The organism is Flavobacterium glaciei, assembly GCF_003350545.1.
GTDB lineage: Bacteria > Bacteroidota > Bacteroidia > Flavobacteriales > Flavobacteriaceae > Flavobacterium > Flavobacterium glaciei.
Window position 1 is genome coordinate 23469 of sequence record NZ_QQBA01000006.1, and the last position, 23891, is coordinate 47359.

Below are 23891 nucleotides of genomic sequence, written 5' to 3' on the forward strand. Positions count from 1 at the left end.
AGTAACTTAAAAATCTTTAAATCACAGAAGTAATTATGAAAATGAGGTTGCGTGAGGGATAAAAGCTAGCTACCGAAGTAGCGCGTATAGCCCGACGCTATAAAAAAAAGGGGCCAGTAAGGATGATGTTACTAAGCCCCTTTTTTTATAGGGTCACGCCCAAAGAATGATATTGGAATTAGTTTTGTTCTTTTTGAACTAGTTTTTGCAGCCAGATACAACCGGCGACAGATAAAATTCCTAAACTTCCCATGATAAACCAGTTTGCTTGATAACCAAATGAAGCAATGATTTCTAGCCCCGTTTTAGAACTTGCAATGTGTGCCAAGCTAAAACTCATAGTAAACAAAGCCATATAGCGTCCCTCGTGTCCTTTTGGTGCTCGGCTTAGCGCAAAGGAATTGGAGAAAGGGAAGATGAACATTTCGCCAAAAGTGATAAAAAGGATGCTGACGATTAGGATGCCAGCCCACATATTAAGCATTAAAACGTAGAAACTAAGAGACATCAATAAGGAACCCCAAAGTATAATTTTGAGTTTATCAATGTTTTTTCTTTGGCTTATGCTTACAATTGGCATTTCCAGAAAGAAAATCAATAATCCATTTAAGGATAATAAAAGTCCGCTTTGAAACTCGGTCAAGCCAAATTTTTCATTATGGTACAAGGGTAAAGTGGTGAAAAGTTGAAAGAAAAGCATGGCTGTAATAAAACATACAAAAAGAAAGATCCAGAATATCTTGTCTTTGAAAACGGAAGCAGGGATTTCGGTTTCGCTATTTGCGGAGTCTAAATCGGCTGGTTTTTTGCGCTCTTTTACTAACAATGTAAAAATTAATATCGAAATAATACAGGAGCTTCCATCAACCCAAAATAATCCGCTGTAGCCTAAATTCATAATGATTAAACCTCCTAAGGCTGGTCCTGCAGTAAAACCTAAATTTACTGCGAGTCGAACTAGAGTCAGTGCTCTGGTGCGATTTTCTGGTTTTGCGTAGGTCGCCAAAGACACAAACATTGCGGGACGAAACATATCTGCAACGGTCATTATGACAAACATTCCAATACATAATCCCCAAAATGTTCGAATATATTGTACTAAAAACAGCAGTATTCCGCTGGTGAATAAACTAAAAACCATGATTTTGTAAAAGCCTATTTTATCAGATAATTTTCCGCCTAACCACGAACCTAACATGGAACCAAAACCAAAAGCAACCATAATCCATCCCACTTGAGCATAGGAAAAACTCAAATCTTCTTTTAAATACTTGGATAAAAACGGCAAAACCATTGTACCAGCACGATTGATAAAAGTAATTAGGGTTAGAATCCAAATTTCTCTGGTAAAGCCTTTGAAATTATTAATGTAACGTTGAAAAGCAGTTTGAAACATATAATGAGTTATAATTTTGCAAAGGTAGAAAACTTTGTACGGATGCGTCTTTGTGTCCTAGTAACTTTTAAACTATTTTTGCATCAAATTATATATGATTGTCCGCTAATCAGACAAAAAAATACTTTTTTTTTAACCATTAAGAAATTAAGAAATTTAAGTTTTTACCCTTAATAAGCCTTAATTTCTTAATGGTTCAAGAGAAAATAACTTTATTTTTTTTAGACCAACAAAATTCCGATTATTAGTAATAACTGATATTCAAAAAATTATAAATATGAGAACGCTATTTACTTTATTTCTTTTGGTTCAATTTAATTTAGGCTTTGCACAAGAAAAATTTGACGTTTCGGCTGTAGCCAAATTTCAGAAGGAACTCAACGAGGAGTATGCTGATGCTAAGACAAGTCCGTTGACTGCAGAAGATTTAGCGGAATTCAAAACACTTGATTTTTATCCTGCAAACGAAACTTTTTTTGTTGTGGCTAAATTGGTTAGAACTCAAAATGAGAAGCCATTTGAAATGGAAACGTCAACAGATAGAAAACCATTGTATGTAAAATATGGTGAACTTTTTTTTACAATTGATGGTCGTGAATTTAAACTGAATGTCTATAAAAACATTGAACTTTCCAAAAAGAAGGAATATAAAGACTATTTATTTCTGCCTTTTTCTGATTTGACTTCAGGAAAAGAAAGTTACATTGGTGGCAAATATATTGATTTACGAATCCCAAAAGGAGATACGATTGAGATTGATTTCAATACATCTTACAATCCGTATTGCGCTTATAATCATAAGTATTCTTGTCCAAAAGTCCCTTTGGAAAATGATTTGGATATCGAAATAAAAGCGGGGGTTAAAAAATTTCACGACTAATGGAATTCTTTAATTTGCATACGCATAAATGGACTAATCAACCGAATGTGCTGGAATTAGTGAATCAATATCCACAGGAATTTGATGCCACGATTCCTTATTATTCCATCGGGATTCATCCGTGGTTTATTGTAGAAGAACGACAAGAAGCTGACTTGGCGATAATAGAAAGTAAATTACAAGAGGCAAATTGTCTCGCTGTGGGCGAATGCGGATTGGACAAACGTATCGAAGTTTCAATGGAATTACAGCAAATGGTTTTCGAAAAACAATTGCTTTTGGCACAAAAATATCAAAAACCGGTTGTAATACATTGTGTTGCGGCTTTTCAGGAATTGATAGCCATTAAGAAAAAATTGAATATTTCAGTTCCAATGCTTATTCATGGATTTTCAAAAAATGCACAAGTCGCTAAACAATTAGTAGACAATGGATTTTATATTTCTTTTGGGAAATATTTATTTCTCAATTCAGAACTGGAAACAGTTTTTAAAAGCGTTCCTGTTAATCGAATTTTTTTAGAAACAGATACGGTTGAGGAAGGAATTGAGGCAGTTTATGAATTGGCAGCGAAATATAAAGGAATTTCTGTTAAGGAAATACAGGAGATAGTGAATACAAATTTTAATGAAGTTTTTGATTTCAAAATTTTTCAAAAACATTAAACTTTAAACAAAAAAATAATGGCAGAGTGGACAGAAAGAGCCGAACTTTTATTCAAAAAAGAAGGTTTAGATAATTTAAAAAATGCAAATGTATTGGTTGTAGGATTGGGTGGTGTAGGTTCTTTTGCAGCTGAATTTTTGGCTAGAGCAGGAGTGGGAACCATGACAATTGTTGATGGTGACGTGGTTGATATTACCAATATAAATCGACAATTACCAGCTTTACATTCGACTGTGGGGCAATACAAAGTGACTGTTGTAGGAGATCGATTAATGGATATCAATCCGGAATTAAAATTGACTCGTGTTCAGGAATTTCTTTCGCCGGAACGAGCTTTCGAAATTGTTTCAGAGGAATTTGATTATGTTTTAGATTGCATTGACAGCGTGACTCCAAAACTAAATTTGATCATTGGTGCCAAACGAAAAAGAGTAAAAATCATAAGCAGTATGGGCGCTGGCGGGAAAATGGAAGCTTCAAAAGTAAAAGTGACGGATATCACGAATACCGTAAATTGTTATTTTGCTAAAACCATCAGAAGACGATTGAAAGAAGTGAAAATTGATAAACTGAAAGTTGTTTTTTCTTCGGAAATTCAGGACGAATCGAGTTTGAAAATGACTGACGGATCCAATTTTAAAAAATCATTTTATGGAACTAATAGTTATATGCCAGGATTATTTGGTTTGTATGCTGCAGAAACCGTGATTCGCTATTTGCTTAAGAAGTAGTGAGAAGTGTTCAGTCTCAGTCTAGGTAGCAGTATTCAGTCTCAGTAATCAGTCTCAGTATATCAGTGCAGAAATCTAATAATCTAAGTAGTCCAATAATCTAAGTAGTCTAAAAATCTAAAAAAAAAATGATACAAACCGTAATTTTTGATATGGATGGTGTAATTGTCGATACTGAACCTGTACATCGTTATGCTTATTTTAAACAATTTGATGAGTTGAATATTCCAGTTACGGAGGAAATGTACACTTCATTTACCGGTTTTTCTACTCGAAATACGTTTCAGAAACTGAAAGAGGTTTTTGTGATAGAAAACGAAGTGGAGGATTTAATTCAAAGGAAACGGACCATTTTTAATGATGCTTTTGATAGTAAAGCTGATTTGGAATTATTAGAAGGTGTCGAAAACTTAATCAAAGAATTGCATCAAAACGGAATGCAGCTGATTCTAGCTTCATCGGCGTCTAAAGTTACTATTGAACGTGTATTTAGCAGGTTTAAGTTGCATGAGTATTTTACGCATGTGGTAAGCGGGGAAGATTTTCCTAAATCGAAACCACATCCAGCGATTTTTGAACATGCGGCGAGTTTATCAATTGCGCCAAAAGAAAATTGTATCGTTATTGAAGACAGTACAAATGGGGTAAAAGCGGCCAAAGCTGCCGGTATTTTTTGTGTGGGTTACAACAGTATTCATTCTGATGCACAAGATTTATCAGAAGCAGATTTTGTAATTAATCATTTTAACGAATTGGGTTATGATGTTGTTACGAATATTGAATCTAAATTAAGGAATAATTAACATTTGAAAGCCACTGAATTTGTAAATTTGGAAAACATAAAAATTTAAAACATGAAAAAAATAATCATTGTATTTGCCATTATTATAGCAAATTTCACCATTGAGGCACAAGTAAAAACTCCTCAATCCAGTCCAAAATCTACAATTATGCAAACAGTAGGTTTGACAGATGTAGAGATTAATTATTCAAGACCAAGCGCAAGAGGAAGAGCCGTTTTTGGTAATTTAATTCCTTTTGGAAAAGTTTGGAGAACTGGAGCTAATGATAACACAACAGTATCATTTAGTGATGATGTTGTAATTGATGGTAAAACGTTGAAAAAAGGAAAATATTCGTTGTTCACAATTCCAAGAATTGAAAGTTGGGATATAATTTTCTATAAAACTACAGATAATTGGGGTAATCCAGAAGAGTGGAAAGAAGAAAATGTAGCGCTTAAAGCGAATGTAAAACCAGAGACCGTAAATAGAAGTGTGGAAACATTTACTATAGGAATTAGTGGTTTAGATAATAATTTTGCCTTTTTAGAAATTTATTGGGAGAACTCTTATGCTGCTGTAAAATTTGAAGTGCCTACACAACAAAAAGCAACAGCTAATATCGAGAAAGCATTAGCTGGACCTGGTGCAGCAGATTATTTTTCTGCAGCTCAATTTTTATTTCAATCGAATGGTGACAATGCAAAAGCTTTGGTTTATGTAAACAAAGCATTGGATATGACAAAGGAAAAACCATTTTGGTATAACAGATTGAAGTCATTGATTCAAGCAAAACTTGGTGATAAAAAAGGAGCAATCGAAACTGCAAAATTATCTCTTGCAGCTGCTGAAATTGCTAAAAATCAAGATTACGTAAAGATGAATAAAGACAGTATCTCAGAGTGGAGTAAGAATTAATTCACTCAATTTTAATGTACAATCCCGTCTCGGTAATTATCGATACGGGATTTTTTTTGCATTTCATTTAGGTTTTTTACTATCTATTCGTAGATTATATTTGGATTAAAGCTACATCTATAGCGAGAGGAAACAACCGCAGTCAAGATGCTAAAAGGGTTCTCGACTGCGCTCGAACTGATAATTGGATTAATTAATAAACACAGTTAGTTTTAGACTATTGAATATGATACCATTTTGCTTTTGTAATCACTATAATAAACAATTCCACAACTTGTCATTTCGACGAAGGAGAAATCACATAGCAAGAATAACTAATGAGATTTCTCCTTCGTCGAAATGACAATACTACCAATAAACATTCCAGTATTTTAAAAATAAAATGGTATTATCAATATAATTTGCGAATCTGCGGTCAATTAATTATGACAAATATATTTCACTAATATAAATGAAAAATAAACGAGTTTATCTTAGGCTACAACTACTTTTTGTTTTCTAAAAATAGTCCACTGCAACAGCAACGAAATTACAATCGTCAACATTGCTCCAATGAAATTAAGCCATAAATACCCCAGTTTTTCCTCACCGCTAGGGAAGATATAAATGGCGTAATAGTATATAATAAAAATAGTAAGTTGACTAATCACGGCGCTATAAAAAATAGCTTTTGATTGTACTTTGTGTATATAAAAACCCACTAAGAAAATCCCCAGTACAGTTCCATAAAATATAGAACCAATGATGTTTACTAATTGAATCAAATTTTCAAACAAAGTCCCAATACAAGCAAAAAGTATGGCAATTACTCCCCACAATAAGGTAAAAAATTTAGTAGCGTAAAGGTAATGACGTTCTGATTTTTCTTCTTTGATATTCCTTTTGTAAATATCTATTGCGGTGGTTGATGCCAATGCATTTAGTCCGGAAGCAGTTGATGACATAGCAGCTGAGATAATTACAGCCAGTAATAATCCGATAAGTCCTTTGGGTAAATAATTTAGGATAAAGTGAAAAAATACATAATCTTTGTCGTTAGTTTCACTATTGCTATCGGCTTTCATGATGATTTCTTTAGCACGATCTCTCAAGTCTTTTTCTTTATTGGACAAAGCCACTAATTCTTTTCTAAGGATTGGATTGTCATAATCTTGATTCAGCTGATCGATGTACAACAGATTGATTACTTTTTTATCTTCCGATAAACCGTCTAATTTTTGTTCCAAAGCATTGTATTCACCTTTATATGCTGATTTTTCAATCATGGCTTTGTTGTTTGGATTAAAATTTAACGGAACAGGATTGAATTGAAAAAAGACGAAAACCATTACTCCGGTCAACAAAATAAAGAACTGCATAGGAACTTTTAGTAGCCCATTCATAATCAGTCCCATTTGACTTTCCCGAACGGATTTCCCAGATAAGTAACGTCCTACCTGCGATTGATCAGTTCCAAAATAGGCTAATGCCAGAAAAAAACCTCCAGTGATTCCGCTCCAAAATGTATATTTTTCTTCAGGATCAAAAGAGAAATTAACAATGTTCATTTTGTCATTTGCACCAGCAATATGTAGCGCACTGGTAAATGTCATATCATTAGGCAGATAGCGTAATATCAGAAAAAAGGTGATAAACATTCCCGACATGATCACAAACATTTGCTGTTTTTGTGTTACGTTTACAGCTTTAGTTCCTCCCGAAAAGGTATAAATAATGACCAGCACACCAATAATAATATTCATGTAAGTAAGATTCCAACCCAATATTGCTGACAAAATAATCGCTGGAGCATAAATGGTTAATCCGGTTCCTAAACCTCTTTGGAACAAGAAAAGAATAGCAGCAAGGGAACGGGTTTTTAAATCAAATCTTTTTTCGAGGTATTCGTAAGCAGTATACACCTTGTATTTGTGGTATAAAGGGATAAAGGTGACGCAAATTACCACCATGGCAATAGGCAGTCCAAAGTAGAATTGCACAAAACCCATTCCATCATGATACGCTTGTCCAGGAGTGGAAAGAAACGTAATGGCACTTGCTTGCGTTGCCATCACAGAAAGTCCCACAACATGCCAAGGCGTTTCATTACTTCCCAGAATAAAGTCCTCTACATTTTTACTTCCTTTGGTTTTCCAAGCACCATAAATAACGATAAAGAGTAAAGTAACTATAAGTATAATCCAATCAAATAATTGCATAATTTAAGAGTATAATTTCATGATTAGACAAAAAATCAAAATGTATATCGCATTAGCCACAAGTACCCAAGTGTAGTTCTTTTTCCAGGTTTTTATTTTTTTTGTTTCCATTTTTGGTAGCTTTATTGCTTAATATTTTGAGCAGGAATAGTTTCGGTTGATTTTAATGAGATGATATTCGAAATTAATTTATACGCACCAGTAACGCCTTCGGGTAATTCTCTAAAGAAGCTTAAGCCTGTATAGATATAATGTCCTTTTCCGTAAGGTGCAATCAGCAAAGCGCCATTTTTAGGTGCTTCTCCTTTATCATTTGAAGATAGAATAGGAGTGAAGGCTTTGTCGTATTCACCTGGATAATACAATCCTTGCTCTTGTTTCCATCCTTGAAAATCTTTAGCGGTAATCTTATTTGGGAAATTCAAAACGGGATGATTTGGTGCTAGAAATCGGACTTCGGCATTTTCTTCTGTTACACGGTCACGGGATAGTTTCAATGGATAAGGTGCAATATTCTCGGTTACAAGATCACCAGCAGTATTGTATTGAACGAGCATTGTTTTTCCGCCTTTTACAAAATCAAAAAGTATATTTTGCTTATTCGCTAATGCTGTAACGGTATTATAAGCACGAACTCCTGTCATAACTACATCAAAATTCTCTAATTTTTCGGGTGTTATTTCCTCAGGTTTAAGCAGTGTTACAGTATAGCCCAATTGCGTCAGACTACTAGGCACTTCATCTCCGGCGCCCATTATATATGCAATCCTCTCTTCGTTGGTTTTTAAATCCGTTTTGATACATTTGGCTTCAGCTGATTTTAAAACTTGCTGTTTGGTAATGTGATCATAATTAATAATAATTTGTTCTTTATCAAATCTCTTGTTATCAATGATTGCAATACTTTTTGCTATTGCTTCATCTGGATTTTTAGGCGCTGTTACTTCAAAATAAACGATTTGTTCTGTTCCCTTTTTTTGAAGGTTAAAAGGAATCGATTTTGGAGAAACATTCCAGTTTTGAGGCAGCTCAAGTTGTAAATTTCCTTTTACAGCATCTTTACCAGCTTTAACTTTTACGCCTACATATTTTATTTTGGTGTCCTTAAAGAGTAATACTTTGTCAATGATTGAAGTAGTAACTTCAGGAACAATGTCGAGATAATTATACACTTCACCTTTTACATCATCATTATATTTATAAACTACTGTTCGCTCAAAAGGGATTTCGATTCCGTTGATTAATACGTTAAAAACCACTTTAGTTTCCCTAATGATGTCTGGAATCCCTATGTTTTTTTGCTCATTTACGGCATACATCCCAACAGTCCCATTTTCTTTTAACCAATACGGTTGTGTATAGTTAATTGATTCTGGTAACTTTACATCTAAGTTTATGTTATTTAGGATGTTGTTCTTTAATTCACGATTTTGATGCGTGGTAATTTGATTGGGTAAAGTAGTAACACTAATTAATTGTATGGGTGCGGAGCTTCTGTTTGTTGCTTCGAGTTTCAATTTAATAGTGCTTCCGGGAGTTGCTTCTTGATTTTGGGCAACGGCTTCAAGATACAAACCGGAACAAGCTGCGATAATTTCTTGTATGGCTGCGGATTTGAGTGGTGCCCAATGATTTTCGTCCAAAGTTTTCATCATGGAGTAGGCTTTCGCCAAATTTGGAATACTTGCAGAAGGATTTTTATGGTCGAATTCAGTTGCAATAGTTGTCAATAATTCTCCAATTGCTTTACCACCTTTTACACGGTTCCAAGAAGTATCAATTCCTTCAAAAAGCGATTTTTTTTCTTTTAAAGCATCGCCTTTTATAAACTCTAAATATTCCGTTTCTTCACCACGCGCACCAGTGCTTCCAAAACCTTGTGATTGATGGCGGCTACGACTTAGTGCTGCTATTTCCTGATTTGATTTCCCTAATCCGGCATAATAAACACCGGTTTCAAGTGCAATTAAATTCGTTTTATCAGCAGCATTAAATTTTTCCATAGTTCCATAAAACCACCAAGAGGTATTGAAAAACTGGCGTTTGGTTTGCCAAGGTTTTACATATTGTAATTGTTCAGGAAAAATAGTAGGATTATTGGCCAGTTCAAAACTTTCTACGCTCAACATTGCAGATGAAGTGTGATGTCCGTGTGTAGTTCCCGGAGAGCGATGATCAAATCGGTTTACAATAACATCGGGTTGAAATTTTCGGATGGCCCAAATAACGTCTGACAATACTTTCTCTTTATCCCAAATCTCTAAGGTTTCTGTAGGATTTTTTGAAAATCCAAAATCATTGGCACGGGAAAAAAATTGTTCTCCTCCATCAATTTTTCGGGCTTCAATAAGTTCTTGGGTTCTTATGACTCCCAATAATTCCCTTAATTGCGTTCCTATTAGGTTCTGTCCACCATCACCGCGTGTCAAAGACAAATATCCGGTTCTTGCTTTTTGGTCATTGGACAAATAAGAAATTAATCTCGTATTTTCATCATCAGGATGCGCTGCTATGTAGAGTACAGAACCAAGAAAATTAAGCTTTTCGATTTGATTGTAAATTTCAACAGAATTTGGTTTTTGTGGATGTTGCCCAGTTGTAACTTGAAAACTAACCAAAATTATTACAATGGCTATGATGATTTTTTTTTGCATTCTTTTAAATTTAATTTGCAATAGCTTCAAATGTAGGAATTAAAAATTTTTTTCAGAAATGTTTTTACTTTTCTTTAATGAATAATAGTTTGATTTAACAAAAAAGAGAGAAAACTAAGTATAGCTTTCTCCCTTTCTTTTTGATATATCAAATTTTAATCTCTGTCGTCATCACGGTCATGTCCACGCCCGTGACCTTTATTTCCTTTTCCTCTGTCATTATCATAATCCCTGCGATCTCTGTAATCATCTTTCCCTTTACGATTTTTGTAATATTTACGATTATCATTTGGCCTATTATTCGCATATACCCTACGATCGTTGTAGTACCCAATATTTCTTTGTTCGCGACCTTGATAACCTCTGTAATATTTGATTTTATGATTTCTAAAGTTGATGTAAGGTCTTGAACCATGATAATCATTTAACACTACCTTATATCCATTATGTAAATCATAATTTCTGTACTGATTAGGTAAATATCTAGAACGAATCCATCTTCCACCTCCAAAATAAATAAATTGAGTAGCTCTAATGTCGTAATAAGCTTCTACATCAGGTAGATAATAATAGTCTACATTTGAATATCCAACAGGTCCCCAAGAGGGAGCTGTACCAATGTTTACATTTACTGAAACTTGCGCTTGTAGTGTACTAGTGGCAAAAAGGACAATTCCTACGGCGATTAATTTTAGTGTTCTCATCTTTTTAAATTTAATTGACAATAATTTTTTGTAACAAGTTTTTGTTTTTTAAGTCAAGCCAACAACTGTGCCAAAATGAAAATGTTAACATTAAATTAGCGTAACGGGCAAAAAAAAGGGAGTCTTATTTCTAAGACTCCCTGTATCAATTAAATCAAATCTGTATTAATGTTTTCCATTTCCATTATTACCTTTCCCAACTTTATTCCCTTTTCCTTTGTAACCATTTCCTTTGTTACCATTACTTTTGTATACTTTTTTGTAATTATTACGATTTGACCCGATAGATTTTTGAGGTTTACCTTTGTATCCTTTGTAATATTTTACTTTATGGTATTTAAAGTTGCTATATGGTCTTGATCCATGATAATCATTTAATACAACTTTGTAACCATTGTATAAGTTATAGTTTCTGTATTGATTTGGTAGGTTTCTTGAACGATTCCATTTTCCTCCTCCAAAATAAATAAATTGAGTATTTCTAATATCATAATAAGACTGAATATCAGGTAAATAATAGTAATCTACAGCAGAGTAACCTGCGGGTCCCCAAGCCGGAGGACTACCTAAATTTACATTTACTGATACTTGTGCCTGCATCGTATTTGTGGATGCAAAAAATATTATTCCCGCGATGATTAATTTTAATGTTTTCATTTTCTAAATTTTAAATTATTAATTAGTGTAAAGTAATTTTATTTACTGTACAATTTCGTTTTTATGATTAAGCCAATAACTGTGCCATTACCTGATTTATATGATTTTAGTACGATATTTTACTTCATAAAAAAAGGAAACGAATATTCGTTTCCTTTTTCTACAGTTATAAATTTATTTACAATAAAAGTATCAATAAAAGAATAACTATTATAATTGCACCTACTGAAAGATATACACCATTTCCTGTAGATTTTAATTCAGCTTTAATGGAACGTACTTCTTTTCTCAATTCTTTTTTCTCCGAAGAATTTAAAGAAGATTTGTCCATTGCTTTTATTTCGTCAAGACGATTAAGCAATACTTTAACCTCTGCAGGAACTTCTTTTGGATTGTTTGAAACCGAAGTTGGGTTTTTTTCAGCAGCTAACATTTGAGTTGGAACAATACTTAATGACAATACCATCATCATTAAATAAAAGGTAACTTTTTTCATTTCTTTAAGGTTTTAGTTATTATTTTATATAATATAAATGTAAGCAAAATTAAAAGATGTATTCTTATACAATTACGATATTAAATTATATAATTTACACTTTTAGATTACGGTGCTGGTTATAATGCGTTTAAAACTAAGTATTTAAAATAGTGTAGTCTAAAGTTTGTATTAAGGATTGTAGCTTTGTTACTTAAATATCACTGTACGTGGCTTTCCTAAATCGAAATCTTGAAAACCAAAATCAGTGGTTTCAAAAGAGTTTGTTTTAAAAATATTTTCGCCATTACCTGGTATTGATGGATAATACGAAAGCGAAATTTGAAAAGAACTAAATATTAAAAAATCATTGTTTATAATTAATCCAATCCCAATTTTAGAATATGCTTTATTTTCTAACAATCCCTTTTCAGGATTTCCCATCATTGCTACCGAATAGTTAAAAAAGGGATTCAATCGAAAACCCCATAAATTCCAAGGAGAATAAGCTTGAGTCTGTAAAGTTAGTATTGCTTTTTCTGTTCCATAAAAAGCACTATTAAATCCTTGAATACCGTAATTTTCATTAATATTAAGTTGATCTCCTAAAATATTCACACGATTAGAACCAATAATTAGTTGTGGTTTAATAAATTGTCGCAATTTCCATTTACCAAAACTAATCAAGTTCGTAAAGTAATTAGCTTGAAAAGAAAAAGCATTTTGTTTCGTATTTGAATTTTCTAGAAAAGTACCCACCTCAAAATTAGCGCTTAGAAATCCCCATTTGTAAAAATTACCAAAAGATGCTTGTGCTCCTAAATAGTATCTCCCTAAACCGTTTTTATATTGGTATCCAGTAGTTAATCCGTATATTCTACCAATGGGTACGTCTTCGATAATTCCATTTCTAAAAATAAAACGATCTCTTATAAATTTACGCGATGAAATTCCTATTCCTACCAAAGCTAGTTTTTCATCTGAATAAAAATCATCTCGATCATATTCAAAAGCAGGACTTTCTTGGTACTTAATATTTAAAAATCTGCCAGAAGTAACAAGATTTGTAGTTCTCTCTTTTTCGGTATTTCCTTTGAAAATATTAAAAGCACGTCCAATCCAAAAATCGTGTGTATTAAATTTGAAATTTTGATGCGCAAAGACTAAGTTGGAGTCGGGTAGAGTATCTTTTCTAAATTGCTGATCTAAATAAACTCCACCAGCCCATTTTGTCAATGGTGAATAAAAAGGTCGATCAATAGCTATGCTTTTTCCATAATAACCGTCTAAATCAATCTGGTAAGTGACTCTGGTATTTATAAAAGTATTTTTTATGTTGGGAATACTATAGGCAACGTTATAGGCACTTTTTACGTCACTGAATCTGTTTCTTATTTTATTTTCAAATTGATGTCCCGAACCTAAAAAATTACGTTCGTTCATTTCAAAACTTACTCTTGAACTCGAAAGTGAACCTTTAGGAACTAGACTCCAGGAATCCAAAACTCGGATAGCAATATCAACAGAATCAGGACTATTTTGAATTAATTTTGGTGCAATATCTACCCGATTTATATATCGTTGTGTTCGGATTAAACGTTCGGATTCTTTTACTAACAAGGAATCAAACGGTTTGTTTTTTTTAATCAGCAGTAAATTTCTTATTGTATGTCGGTTGGTTTTAATATGAATTTTATTTCCACTTCTTTCTGCCCAATTTTTTGGCTTTCCTAAAGTGTCAATTTCAGAAAAACCAAAAGGGTCGAGTGTAATAATAGTAATGTTTCTTATTATTTTACCTTCATAACTGCTATATTCCTTTTGGACTTCTTTTGTTAATTTGTTATTAATTACGGGTGCTCTAAAAACGATTTTATGCATTAATCGTGTAAACTTATTCTTTTTAGAATAGTTTTGAATTTTATGGTACACATTAGAAGAATCATTTTTGGCCTTTACTTCTTGCCCATAAGAAATGGAAGAACAACAGATGAACATAAGAAACAAAACGAGTTCTAATTTTTTATACATTGTTAAATAATCAACTTAAAAAATATATGTAAACCTCAAGAAACCGTTTAAAGATTTATAGACTAAAAAAAATAACATTAGAAAAACGTAGTTAATGATAACTTATTTATCTGTTTGATTAGAGGTGTTTTCAGTGGTAGTTTCGGTAAAAATGGGAACAACAACATCGGCTTTGATTATCATCTTTTCCGATGGCTCATCAGAATCAAACAATGGTAATTTAATTTTACGCCAAGTATATGTTTTAGGCAGATGATCTCCCATCAGGTATCCCCAAGGTTCTAAAGATTCTATTCTATCAAAAATAACTTTGAGCACTGCAAGTATTGGTAAAGCTAAAAACATTCCCGAAACGCCCGCGATAGCTCCGCCAATAATAATTCCCACAATTGATATGAATGCATTTATTTCTACTTTAGAACTTACTATCATTGGTACAACAATATTATTATCAATGATTTGTACAACAATTGTAACTACAATAACACCAATTATGATTGATAAATCTGGAGTACCCGTCAACGATGCAATTATACTTAATAAACCCGCAAGAAGAATTCCTATATATGGGATTAAGTTTAGAATACCGGTTATTATACCTAACAAAATAGCATACTTCACACCAATTAACATAAAACCCAGTGTTGTCATTGTTGCAATTAAAACCATTTGGATTATCAAACCCACAATATAACTATTGATTGCTACTCGTATATTCGTTAAAATATCTTTAAGTTGTTCATGATTTTCCTTATTAACTAATTTAGATAGGAACAATAAAAAATGAGTTCGGTATAAAAGAATTAAAAAGGTATAAATGGGGATTAAAGTTAAATTAACTAAAATATCTGTAAGAGATAGCAGCGTAGTACCTATTATTTCTTTTCCTTTTTCCATCGAATCTTTTGTAGCAGAATCAATGTACTGTTTTTGTTCTCGAGAGCTCAAATGAAAATTGTCTCTGATAAAACCTTGAATATTTCTAAGATGTATGGAGATGTTTTTTTCAATTTTATCAAAATCTGCTGCAAAATCACTAATTTGGTAGGAAAGAAATACAAATAGACCTATGAAAATTAATACGAATAAAATTACGGAAATCATAACCGCTAGAACATGTGGAAAACGAATTTTGATTTTTAAAAACTGAACAACAGGATATAATAATATGGCAAATAAAAACGAAATCATTACCGGCACTAAGATACCTTGACCTATATAAAAAATAAAGAAAATTGATATCAATCCAAGTAAAGTCAATGCTAATTTAGCGTAAAAGGGCAATTTAAGAATTTCAGTCATTTCTTTTTTATTATTATATTTTTTAGTATTTAATATCTGACCAGCAAATATGTGTTAATATATGAATAAAAGTATTATATATTTTTCACTAATTGTTATATAATTATTACTTAGTATATGGAGCTTACCAACAATAACCATTACTAACATTCAAGAAGTTATGGGTTAATCTTCGAATTCTTTATCTTCAAAATGATTTTTTAATATGGAGATTCCCTTTTGCAGAAGCAGATTATTGGGATAAATAATTTTTTCATCATCAATTGTTTTTAAGAAAACATGAAAGGCACCAATATCTTCAATTTCGGCTTCAATAGGGAAATCTTTATCATGGATTTTTATAACATCGCCAATTTTAAAGGGAAAAGAAAAAAACAAAATAATACCGGAAGTAATGTTACTTAGTATAGACCATTGGGCAAACATAGCAACACCCACAACAGTTGTGATGGATGAAAGTGCAATAAAAATATCCTTAGTTTGTACTCCCCAAATGACTATCAAAGCAATTATTACCAAAATGTTTATCAGCAAATGGATGTATTTGATAACTAGATTGGTTCTGTGTTCCAGCTTTTGATTTGATTTTGCATAACGGCGAACCAATTTTGTTGAAATTACTCGCAATAAAATCAACAGAATCCCTAATACTCCAGTTGCTATGAATTCTCGGGTATATTCTTGTATGAACGACATTTCCATAAAATGACTAGGCTAAATTATTTAAATATTCGTAGACTTTATCCGTGGGCATTCCCATAACATTTGCATAAGAACCTTCAATTTTTGAAACACCTATAAACCCAATCCATTCCTGAATTCCATATGAACCAGCTTTGTCATACGGTTTGTAATTTTCCAAATAATAGCGGATGGAGTGGTCGCTCAGTTCATTGAAAGTGACTTTTGTTATTTCGTCTAAAACTTCTACTTTTTCAGTAGTTTTAAAGCAAACTGAAGTGATGACTTCATGAGTAGCATTCGATAAAGATTTGAGGATTCTAAAAGCATCTTGTTCGTCTTTTGGTTTACCTAATGCTTTATTGTTGTGCCAAACAATGGTGTCGCTTGTAACCAAAATTTCATTTGGTTTTAGCTCTCCTTCATAAGCGCTGGCTTTCAATACTGCCAGATAATTAGTTATTTCCTGCGCTTGTAATTCTGGGGGATAAATTTCTTCGATTTCTTTTAATCTAATTTCAAAATCCAAGTCTAAATATTTAAAAAACTGTTGTCGTCTCGGTGAACCCGATGCCAGAATTAAGCTGTATTTTTTTAATTTATTTTTAAGCATTATATTTCATATTTAAACTGATAACAACAATTGATAGAATTCCAAAAAGCAAAATCCATTTTAAAAGTATACTCAAAAAATGGAATTCTTTTTTAATTGTAGCCGTCCACATTTTTACAGTGAAAAAAATCAGCGGTCCTACAACAAAAAGCAACAGATATATTGTAACGAATCGTAATTCAAATAAGTATTCATTTATGTAATACAAAATGAAAAAAAGTGGAATAAAACTCAATCCAAAAACTATTTTTCCAGTTCTTGATTTTCCTATAACAATAGGTAAGGTGTTCATTCCTTGATTATAGTCACCATCTGTATCCTCAATATCTTTAACAATTTCTCGAAGTAGATTAATCATAAAAGCAAAAATAGCATAATCCAGTAAGATTGAAAAAAACAATCTCATTTGTTGTTGATTATCTATTCTTATGGCAGGATAAAAATCAAAAATACCTATGATTATCACACTAACTGAAAGCAGTAATGCAACTATTATATTGCCAACAAGCATGATTTGTTTAATGCTTGTGGCATACAAATAAAGTGTAGCTGCAATCATAATAAAGATAGATGCAAAAACTGGTTTGCCAATAATATTTGACAAATAAAATCCAATTACAACCCCTGTTATAGTGAGTCCAATGTATATATTGTAGGCTAACGTTTCTGAAATTTTTTTACCTACAACAACGCTGTTGGGTTTGTTGATAGTATCTGTTTTTTGATCAATTATATTGTTAATTACATAACCACCAGCAGCAATCAAAATAGTTGAAAAAACTAATAATCCATATTGCCAATCCGTTAATGCCAAAGAACTATTTTGAATTTTAAAAAATCCGTACCTAAAAATAAGCTGCATAAAAGCAAGCATGAGTAGGTTTTGGTAACGGATGAGTTTTAAGTATTTCATATTTAAGTTATCAGTGGCAGTTTTTCGGTGTACTGATTCTAAGATTTAGTATCAAGGGTCAGTTTTTAAGGTTAACGAAAAATGCAATTTTCAGAAAAAAATAGAACTAAATTTCTTTATAATAATCATTGTAACTGATTGCAAAAAAACTGAATACGGATTTCTGATTAATCGTGTTTTCCGTCAAAATAAGCCATCCATTTTCCTTGTGTTTTCATCACTTGCTCAATGACATCTCTAGCAGCACCTTTTCCTCCGTTTTTATGCGAAATATACTTGCTTATAGCTTTGATTTCAGGACTTGCATCTTGAGGACAAGTTGCTAAACCAACTAATTTCATGACATGATAATCAGGAATATCATCGCCCATGTACAAAACGTGTTCCGGATTTATCTGATGCACATCCGTATATTCATTAAATGTTTGTACTTTATCGGGTGTGCCCAAATAAATGTCATTGATACCTAGATTTCTCAGTCGTATACGAACGCCTTCGTTACTTCCTCCTGAAATAATACATACATTATAACCACTTTCCACCGCAGCTTTCATTGCATAACCATCGCGAATGTTCATTGTACGCAGAATTTCTCCCTCATTGGTTACAAAAACTGAGCTATCGGTTAATACGCCATCAACATCAAAAATAAAAGTATTGATATCGTTCATTATTTCTTTATAACTTTTTGCCATTCTCTTGTATTGATTGTGTTAGTGTTTTGTAAATGTCTAAATGATTTGGCTGCGATAAGATAGCTTCATGCGCCGCAATAGTTTCAGAATCATTCCGTTTTGCAGGACCAGTTTGTGCCTCTTCAGGAGAAAGCACCATTATTTTATGGGCGGTTTCAGTGATTAAAGGTTTCAAAATTTCGAAAGGAACCTGATGTTCCTGGCAAATTTCCTGACCTATTTGGTACAAATGATTCGTGAAATTATTAACAAAAACCGCCGCTACATGCAATGCTTTTCGTTGGTCTGAATTGATTGCAAAAACTTTTTCAGAAATTGATTTGGCCACTTTGTCTAATAATTGAAAATCAGTTGCATTTTCACTTTCCAAACAAATAGGAATAGTTCTAAAATCAACAGGTTTATTTTTAGTAAATGTTTGCAAAGGATAAAAAACACCTTTACGATTATCTTCATCCAAAGCATTCAAAGGGACACTGCCAGAAGTATGCACCACCAAACGATTTTTAAACGGAAGTTGTGACGAAATAGCCCCAATTGCATCGTCAGAAACTGCAATTATGTACAAGTCGGCTTCCGCCAAAGATTCTAAATTAGTTGTAATCTGTTCTAAATCGACTAGGTGGGAAACACTACTTGTTTGTCTGGAATATACCTGAACTAACTCGATTTCCGAACCCTGAATTTGAACATTTTGAAAAGCGGCAATCAAATGCTGTGCTACATTACCTGAACCAATAATAACTATTTTGACCATGGTGCAAAATTAGCAAAAAAATATTAAGAGTTTTATTTGAAATTTACACCCATAAAAAATAAACTTCAAGCTAATAACGAGCCTTTTCAGGGATTGCAAATGCTTCTTAATTTTGGATTTAATTAACAAATGTCAGAATATAAAAGTCAACATTTTTAAGTACTTTTGTGGCACTTTTACAAAAACATAATCCCATAAAAATGGAAAAAAAAATATTCTCTTTTTTGTTTTCTACACGTTTAATGGCCTTTTTATTTATTTCTTATGCCGTTGCCATGGCTACCGGAACTTTTATCGAAAGTAAATACAACACCGATACCGCAAAAATTTTAATTTACAATGCCTGGTGGTTTGAAGCCATTCATGTATTTTTTGTCATCAATTTCATTGGAAACATAAAGCGCTACCAACTCTTGAAAAAAGAAAAATGGGCGACTTTATTGCTTCACCTGTCTTTTATCTTCATTATTGCGGGCGCTTTTGTAACCCGTTACATTAGTTATGAAGGAATGATGCCCATTCGCGAAGGCGCTTCGGAAAATCAAATATTTTCAGAGAAAACCTTTCTGACAGTTTTTGTTGACGGCGAATTTAAAGGGGAAATGAAACGTAGGGTTTTTGAAAAACAAGTTCTTCTATCTCCTGCTACGAATAATAATTTTAGCATTTCAGGAAAATTTGCAGATACTCCATTTGAGGTAGATTATGAAAATTTTATCATGGGAGCTAAAGAATTTATTAAACCAGATCCTAAAGGCACAGTATTTTTAAAAATTGTAGAAGCTGGCGATAGTGGTCGTCACGAGCATTTCTTGAAAGAGGGCGAAGTACAAAATATACACAATGTTTTATTTTCATTAAATAAATTTACGGACGGTGCCATAAACATCAATACAACCGGAAGTGCTTATACCATTCAAACGCCTTTTGAAGGAAACTTTATGCGAATGGCGGATAAGTTACAAGGAAAAGTAACTAAAGATAATGCGCAACCCTTGATGATGCGTTCTTTGTACAGCATTGGCGAAATGCGATTTGTATTTCCAGATCCTGCCGTAAAAGGAATTGTTGATTATGAATCGGATAATGATTTTAAAGCTAAGAATCATGAAGATGCAGTGACGGTAAAAGTTATGGCAGACGGTCAAGAAAGAACAGTTACGGTTTTAGGTTCTAAAGGTAAAGTAGGAGAGGCCAAAACAGTGAAAATTGGGAAAATTGATTACACTTTTTTCTATGGAAGTAAAGCGTATGTGTTGCCTTTCAAAATAAAACTGAATGATTTTATCGCACAGAAATATCCAGGAACGGATAAAAGTTATTCTTCATTTGAAAGCAAAGTAACCGTTGAAGATAAAGAACCATTTGATGCCAGAATTTATATGAATAATGTTTTAGATTATAATGGATATCGATTTTTTCAATCCGGATTTGATCCAGATGAAAAAGGAACAATTCTATCTGTAAACCACGATTTTTGGGGTACTTTGTTAACGTATATTGGCTACTTTATGTTATACTTTGCAATGATGGCGATTATGTTTACTAAATATTCTCGTTTTGCGGATATCAAGCGCAAACTGGAAGTAGTCAAAACAAAAAAAGCTAAATTATTGACCATTTTAGTGTTGATGTTTAGTTTTAATAGCTTTGCACAAGAACAGGAACACAACCATGCGGATCACGAAGGACATGCACACACGGAAGCTGAAGCTGCTCCTGCATCACATGAGAATCATACCAAAAAAGCATTGAGTCAGGATGAATTAAATGCGTTGATTTCTAAATATAAAGTTCCTGCAGAACATGCCGCAAAATTTGGAAGATTAGTTATTCAAGATGGAGGCGGAAGAATGAAACCGATTAACACGTTTTCATCAGAATTGTTGCGAAAAGTAAGTCAGGATGATTCCTATAATGAAATGAATTCTGATCAGGTATTTTTGTCTATGACACAATACGCAAGTTACTGGATTGAAATTCCAATCATTCATTTAAGAAGAGGTAATGACAGTTTAAGAAAAATAATTGGGGTTGATAAAAAAGCAAAATTTGCTCCTTTCGTAGCTTTCTTTGATGCCAAAGGAAATTATAAACTTTCTAAATATTTAGAAGAATCATTTAAAGCGGCAAATCCTAATCAATTTGAGAAAGATTTTATCGAAACAGACAAAAGAGTAAATTTGATGGAGTCTGCTTTAAGTGGCCGAATATTAAAAATTTTCCCAATTCCTGAAGATAAAAACAACAAGTGGGTTTCTTATTTAGAACTTAACGAAGCAGGTTTCAAAGGAATGGAAGCTACTTACACTAAAAATGTATTGCCTTTGTATTTTGGTTCATTGGCAAACGCTTCAACTTCTAATGATTACAAAACTGCCGATGAATTACTGGAAAGTATCAATGGTTTCCAAAAACGATTTGGTAGTAAAGTGATGCCTAGCGAGGATAGAATCACATCAGAAGTGTTGTATAACAAATATGATGTTTTCAATAAACTTTTTTATTGGTATGTATTAGCAGCTATTTTGATGTTGTTTTTTGCAATTATGCAAATCTTCAAAGAACGTAAAGCATTAGCTATAGCAGTAAATACAATGCATATTATTGTAGGATTATTATTTGCATTGCATACTGTGGGTTTAATTGCTCGTTGGTATATTTCAGGACATGCACCTTGGAGTAATGCGTATGAATCAATTATATATATTGCTTGGGCTACCATGTTTTTTGGTTTGGCTTTTGACAGAAAATCAAAACTTACTGTGGCATCATCAGCTTTTGTGACCGCAATGATTCTTTGGGCTGCAAATCTAAACTGGATCGATCCGGAGATTGCAAATCTGCAACCAGTTTTAAATTCGTATTGGTTAATGATTCACGTTGCAGTAATTGTAGCTAGTTATGGTCCGTTTGCATTAGGAATGATTTTAGGTGCTGTTTCATTATTGCTAATATCTTTTACCAATGAAAAAAACAAAGCCAAAATGGATTTAAATATTCAAGAAATCACTTATATCAATGAATTAGCACTAACTATAGGTTTGATTATGTTAACGATTGGAAACTTTCTTGGTGGACAATGGGCCAATGAAAGCTGGGGACGTTACTGGGGATGGGATCCAAAAGAAACCTGGGCTTTAATTAGTATAATGGTGTATGCGTTTGTGATTCATGCCCGATTTGTTCCATCTTTACGAGGAAAATGGATTTTCAATTTGATGAGTATGTATGCTTTTATATCCATTTTGTTTACGTATTATGGGGTAAACTTTCACTTAGTTGGATTACATTCTTACGCAAGTGGCGAAGCACATTCATTGAGTTGGATTTGGTATTCTCTTGGAGCAATTACGTTGTTTGGAGCAATTTCTTATCCAAAGTATAAGAAGTATTATAAGAAATAAGACTTGTTTAATTTCAATAAAAAAAGGTTCAACTGCAAAGTTGAACCTTTTTGGTATTACAGAAAAAGAGTTTTTACACTTTTCCTAACGTATATAATTGTTCCATTGTAGGAGTCAAACTTCCGCCTTTTGGCTCAAGTGTAATTCCAAATGCTTCTGCTTCATTTGCATTATTAACTGCAAATAATTTTTGCTCGTTTACATCAAAGTCTTCTAACAATCCAATACTGGTTGGAGTCAACGGGCTTAATTTCAGAGCCCATACCTGATATACCATTCCTTCAGGAGGTTCTGGTAAACCGGCAGCATCAATATAAACTACTTTAGTATCTTGATTCCAATATACTTTAGCCGAAGATTCTGGAGCAACTGCCTGCCCTCCAAGTGCTACAACAGTATTTTTAGTGTCTCTAACAACTGCTAAACTAGTATCGTTAGCCGTGTTTTTTGATTTTAAGACATTAAATTCCTTCTCTAATTTAGCTTTTTCAATTTGAGTGTTGGCGACTTGAGTAGATGTTTGGTTCAATTGATTGTATTGGTATCCAATACCAACCAATAAAAGAACTGCTGCTGCCCATCCAATGTATTGTGACCTATTTTTAGAAGGTTCTAATTGTATGACATCAGCATGTTTGAGCTCTAGTTTAGCCTTAATTTTTTCATAATTAGCAACAGAATGAAATGGTGAAAAGCTCGACGATAAAGCAACAATCGCTTTTTCAATTGCAATAATTTCATTGTTAATTTCCGGATTGTTTTTTGCCTGAGTAGCAATTTCCTCATTTTCAGGTTCACTTAGTAGTCCGTAAACATAAAGCTCAAGGATACCTGATTCTAAATATTCTTTTTTTTCCATTATACTTTTAAATAATTTCTTAAATCGTTAATACAATTCCTATTTTGTGTTTTTACTGTTCCTAAAGGAATTCCCAATTCATCAGAAGCTTCTTGTTGGGTATAGCCTTTAAAAAACAGTAAATCAATTATCTGAATACATTTGGGTTTAAGTCTTTTTACAAACTCATGTAATCCAATAGTGTCCATTTTGTCAACCAGTTTAGAACTGTCTTCAAAGTGATTTACGAAATTATCAGTAGAAAGGTTTTTTTGACTGTTATTAAAATTTTTTGAGCGTAGTTTATCAATAGATGTGTTTCTGGCTATATTAAGAATCCAAGTGTAAAATCTTCCTTTGCTTTCATTGTACGAATCAATATTTTTCCAAATTTTTACAAATACTTCCTGAAGAACGTCTTCTGCTTCTTCTCTGTTTTTTACAAGAACATTAATAACCGAAAATAAACTTTTGGAATACATATCATATAGATGTGTAAATGCCCTTTCGTCTTTTTTATAAATTAAAACTAATAACTCTTCTTGACTCATATTTTTAATGTTTTACTTATACAAATTTATATATTATTATTT

Annotated in this window: 21 protein-coding genes; 6 read left to right on the top strand and 15 right to left on the bottom strand. The window is 32.7% G+C overall.

Features of this window, described 5'->3' with window-relative positions; all coding sequences use genetic code 11:
• Window positions 1-178: 178 nt before the first annotated feature.
• Window positions 179-1396, bottom strand: coding sequence for an MDR family MFS transporter (locus DFR66_RS06845; protein WP_114754101.1), 1218 nt, complete (start codon window positions 1394-1396; stop codon window positions 179-181).
• Window positions 1397-1673: 277 nt separating this feature from the next.
• On the opposite strand from DFR66_RS06845, the gene DFR66_RS06850 reads away from it, so the two are divergent.
• From DFR66_RS06850 to DFR66_RS06870, 5 genes are all read left to right on the top strand, one after another.
• Window positions 1674-2276 (top strand): DUF1684 domain-containing protein, encoded by a 603-nt coding sequence (locus DFR66_RS06850; RefSeq protein ID WP_114754102.1) that lies wholly within the window; start codon window positions 1674-1676, stop codon window positions 2274-2276.
• Complete coding sequence (locus DFR66_RS06855) at window positions 2276-2941, top strand: TatD family hydrolase (protein WP_114754103.1); 666 nt, start codon at window positions 2276-2278, stop codon at window positions 2939-2941. Before DFR66_RS06850 ends, DFR66_RS06855 begins: the two co-directional genes overlap by 1 nt.
• An 18-nt stretch (window positions 2942-2959) precedes the next feature.
• Window positions 2960-3673 (top strand): tRNA threonylcarbamoyladenosine dehydratase, encoded by a 714-nt coding sequence (locus DFR66_RS06860; RefSeq protein WP_114754104.1) that lies wholly within the window; start codon window positions 2960-2962, stop codon window positions 3671-3673.
• Window positions 3674-3801: 128 nt separating this feature from the next.
• Window positions 3802-4476: an HAD family hydrolase gene (locus tag DFR66_RS06865; RefSeq protein ID WP_114754105.1), complete on the top strand. Its 675-nt coding sequence runs from the start codon at window positions 3802-3804 to the stop codon at window positions 4474-4476.
• Window positions 4477-4527: 51 nt separating this feature from the next.
• Entirely contained in the window at window positions 4528-5373 is an 846-nt protein-coding gene (locus DFR66_RS06870) for a DUF2911 domain-containing protein (RefSeq protein ID WP_114754106.1), read from the top strand.
• A gap of 473 nt (window positions 5374-5846) precedes the next feature.
• Here DFR66_RS06870 and DFR66_RS06875 read toward each other — a convergent pair whose 3' ends face one another.
• The 12 genes from DFR66_RS06875 to DFR66_RS06930 all read right to left on the bottom strand — a co-directional run bounded on the left by DFR66_RS06875 (window position 5847) and on the right by DFR66_RS06930 (window position 19053).
• A complete protein-coding gene (locus tag DFR66_RS06875; RefSeq protein ID WP_114754107.1) occupies window positions 5847-7571 on the bottom strand; it encodes a sodium:solute symporter in 1725 nt (574 codons plus the stop codon).
• 122 nt (window positions 7572-7693) lie between these two features.
• Window positions 7694-10225, bottom strand: coding sequence for a PIG-L family deacetylase (locus DFR66_RS06880; RefSeq protein ID WP_114754108.1), 2532 nt, complete (start codon window positions 10223-10225; stop codon window positions 7694-7696).
• Window positions 10226-10380: 155 nt separating this feature from the next.
• Window positions 10381-10929, bottom strand: coding sequence for a hypothetical protein (locus tag DFR66_RS06885; protein WP_114754109.1), 549 nt, complete (start codon window positions 10927-10929; stop codon window positions 10381-10383).
• A gap of 165 nt (window positions 10930-11094) precedes the next feature.
• Window positions 11095-11586 carry a hypothetical protein gene (locus DFR66_RS06890; protein ID WP_114754110.1) on the bottom strand — a complete coding sequence of 164 codons (492 nt, stop codon included), beginning with the start codon at window positions 11584-11586 and terminating at the stop codon, window positions 11095-11097.
• A 178-nt stretch (window positions 11587-11764) separates the two neighbouring features.
• The gene (locus DFR66_RS06895) at window positions 11765-12082 is read right to left on the bottom strand and encodes a hypothetical protein (protein ID WP_114754111.1); all 318 of its coding nucleotides are present in this window, start codon (window positions 12080-12082) and stop codon (window positions 11765-11767) included.
• 189 nt (window positions 12083-12271) lie between these two features.
• Entirely contained in the window at window positions 12272-14092 is a 1821-nt protein-coding gene (locus tag DFR66_RS06900; RefSeq protein ID WP_114754112.1) for a BamA/TamA family outer membrane protein, read from the bottom strand.
• Window positions 14093-14194: 102 nt separating this feature from the next.
• On the bottom strand, window positions 14195-15394 hold the full coding sequence (locus DFR66_RS06905) for an AI-2E family transporter (RefSeq protein WP_114754113.1): 1200 nt from the start codon (window positions 15392-15394) through the stop codon (window positions 14195-14197).
• Between the two features lie 165 nt (window positions 15395-15559).
• Window positions 15560-16090 (bottom strand): mechanosensitive ion channel domain-containing protein, encoded by a 531-nt coding sequence (locus DFR66_RS06910; protein ID WP_114754227.1) that lies wholly within the window; start codon window positions 16088-16090, stop codon window positions 15560-15562.
• Window positions 16091-16103: 13 nt separating this feature from the next.
• Complete coding sequence (locus DFR66_RS06915; protein ID WP_114754114.1) at window positions 16104-16688, bottom strand: Maf-like protein; 585 nt, start codon at window positions 16686-16688, stop codon at window positions 16104-16106.
• Window positions 16681-17601 carry a geranylgeranylglycerol-phosphate geranylgeranyltransferase gene (locus tag DFR66_RS06920; protein WP_114754115.1) on the bottom strand — a complete coding sequence of 307 codons (921 nt, stop codon included), beginning with the start codon at window positions 17599-17601 and terminating at the stop codon, window positions 16681-16683. The genes DFR66_RS06915 and DFR66_RS06920 overlap by 8 nt, the downstream gene beginning before the upstream one ends.
• A gap of 167 nt (window positions 17602-17768) precedes the next feature.
• Window positions 17769-18296: a KdsC family phosphatase gene (locus tag DFR66_RS06925; RefSeq protein WP_114754116.1), complete on the bottom strand. Its 528-nt coding sequence runs from the start codon at window positions 18294-18296 to the stop codon at window positions 17769-17771.
• On the bottom strand, window positions 18280-19053 hold the full coding sequence (locus tag DFR66_RS06930; protein ID WP_114754117.1) for a Rossmann-like and DUF2520 domain-containing protein: 774 nt from the start codon (window positions 19051-19053) through the stop codon (window positions 18280-18282). The genes DFR66_RS06925 and DFR66_RS06930 overlap by 17 nt, the downstream gene beginning before the upstream one ends.
• Window positions 19054-19253: 200 nt before the next feature.
• On the opposite strand from DFR66_RS06930, the gene ccsA reads away from it, so the two are divergent.
• Window positions 19254-22460: a cytochrome c biogenesis protein CcsA gene (gene ccsA / locus DFR66_RS06935; RefSeq protein ID WP_114754118.1), complete on the top strand. Its 3207-nt coding sequence runs from the start codon at window positions 19254-19256 to the stop codon at window positions 22458-22460.
• Between the two features lie 73 nt (window positions 22461-22533).
• Here the strand turns inward: ccsA and DFR66_RS06940 are convergent, their stop codons facing one another.
• A complete protein-coding gene (locus tag DFR66_RS06940) occupies window positions 22534-23319 on the bottom strand; it encodes an anti-sigma factor (protein WP_114754119.1) in 786 nt (261 codons plus the stop codon).
• On the bottom strand, window positions 23319-23849 hold the full coding sequence (locus tag DFR66_RS06945; protein ID WP_114754120.1) for an RNA polymerase sigma factor: 531 nt from the start codon (window positions 23847-23849) through the stop codon (window positions 23319-23321). Before DFR66_RS06945 ends, DFR66_RS06940 begins: the two co-directional genes overlap by 1 nt.
• Between the last annotated feature and the right edge of the window lie 42 nt (window positions 23850-23891).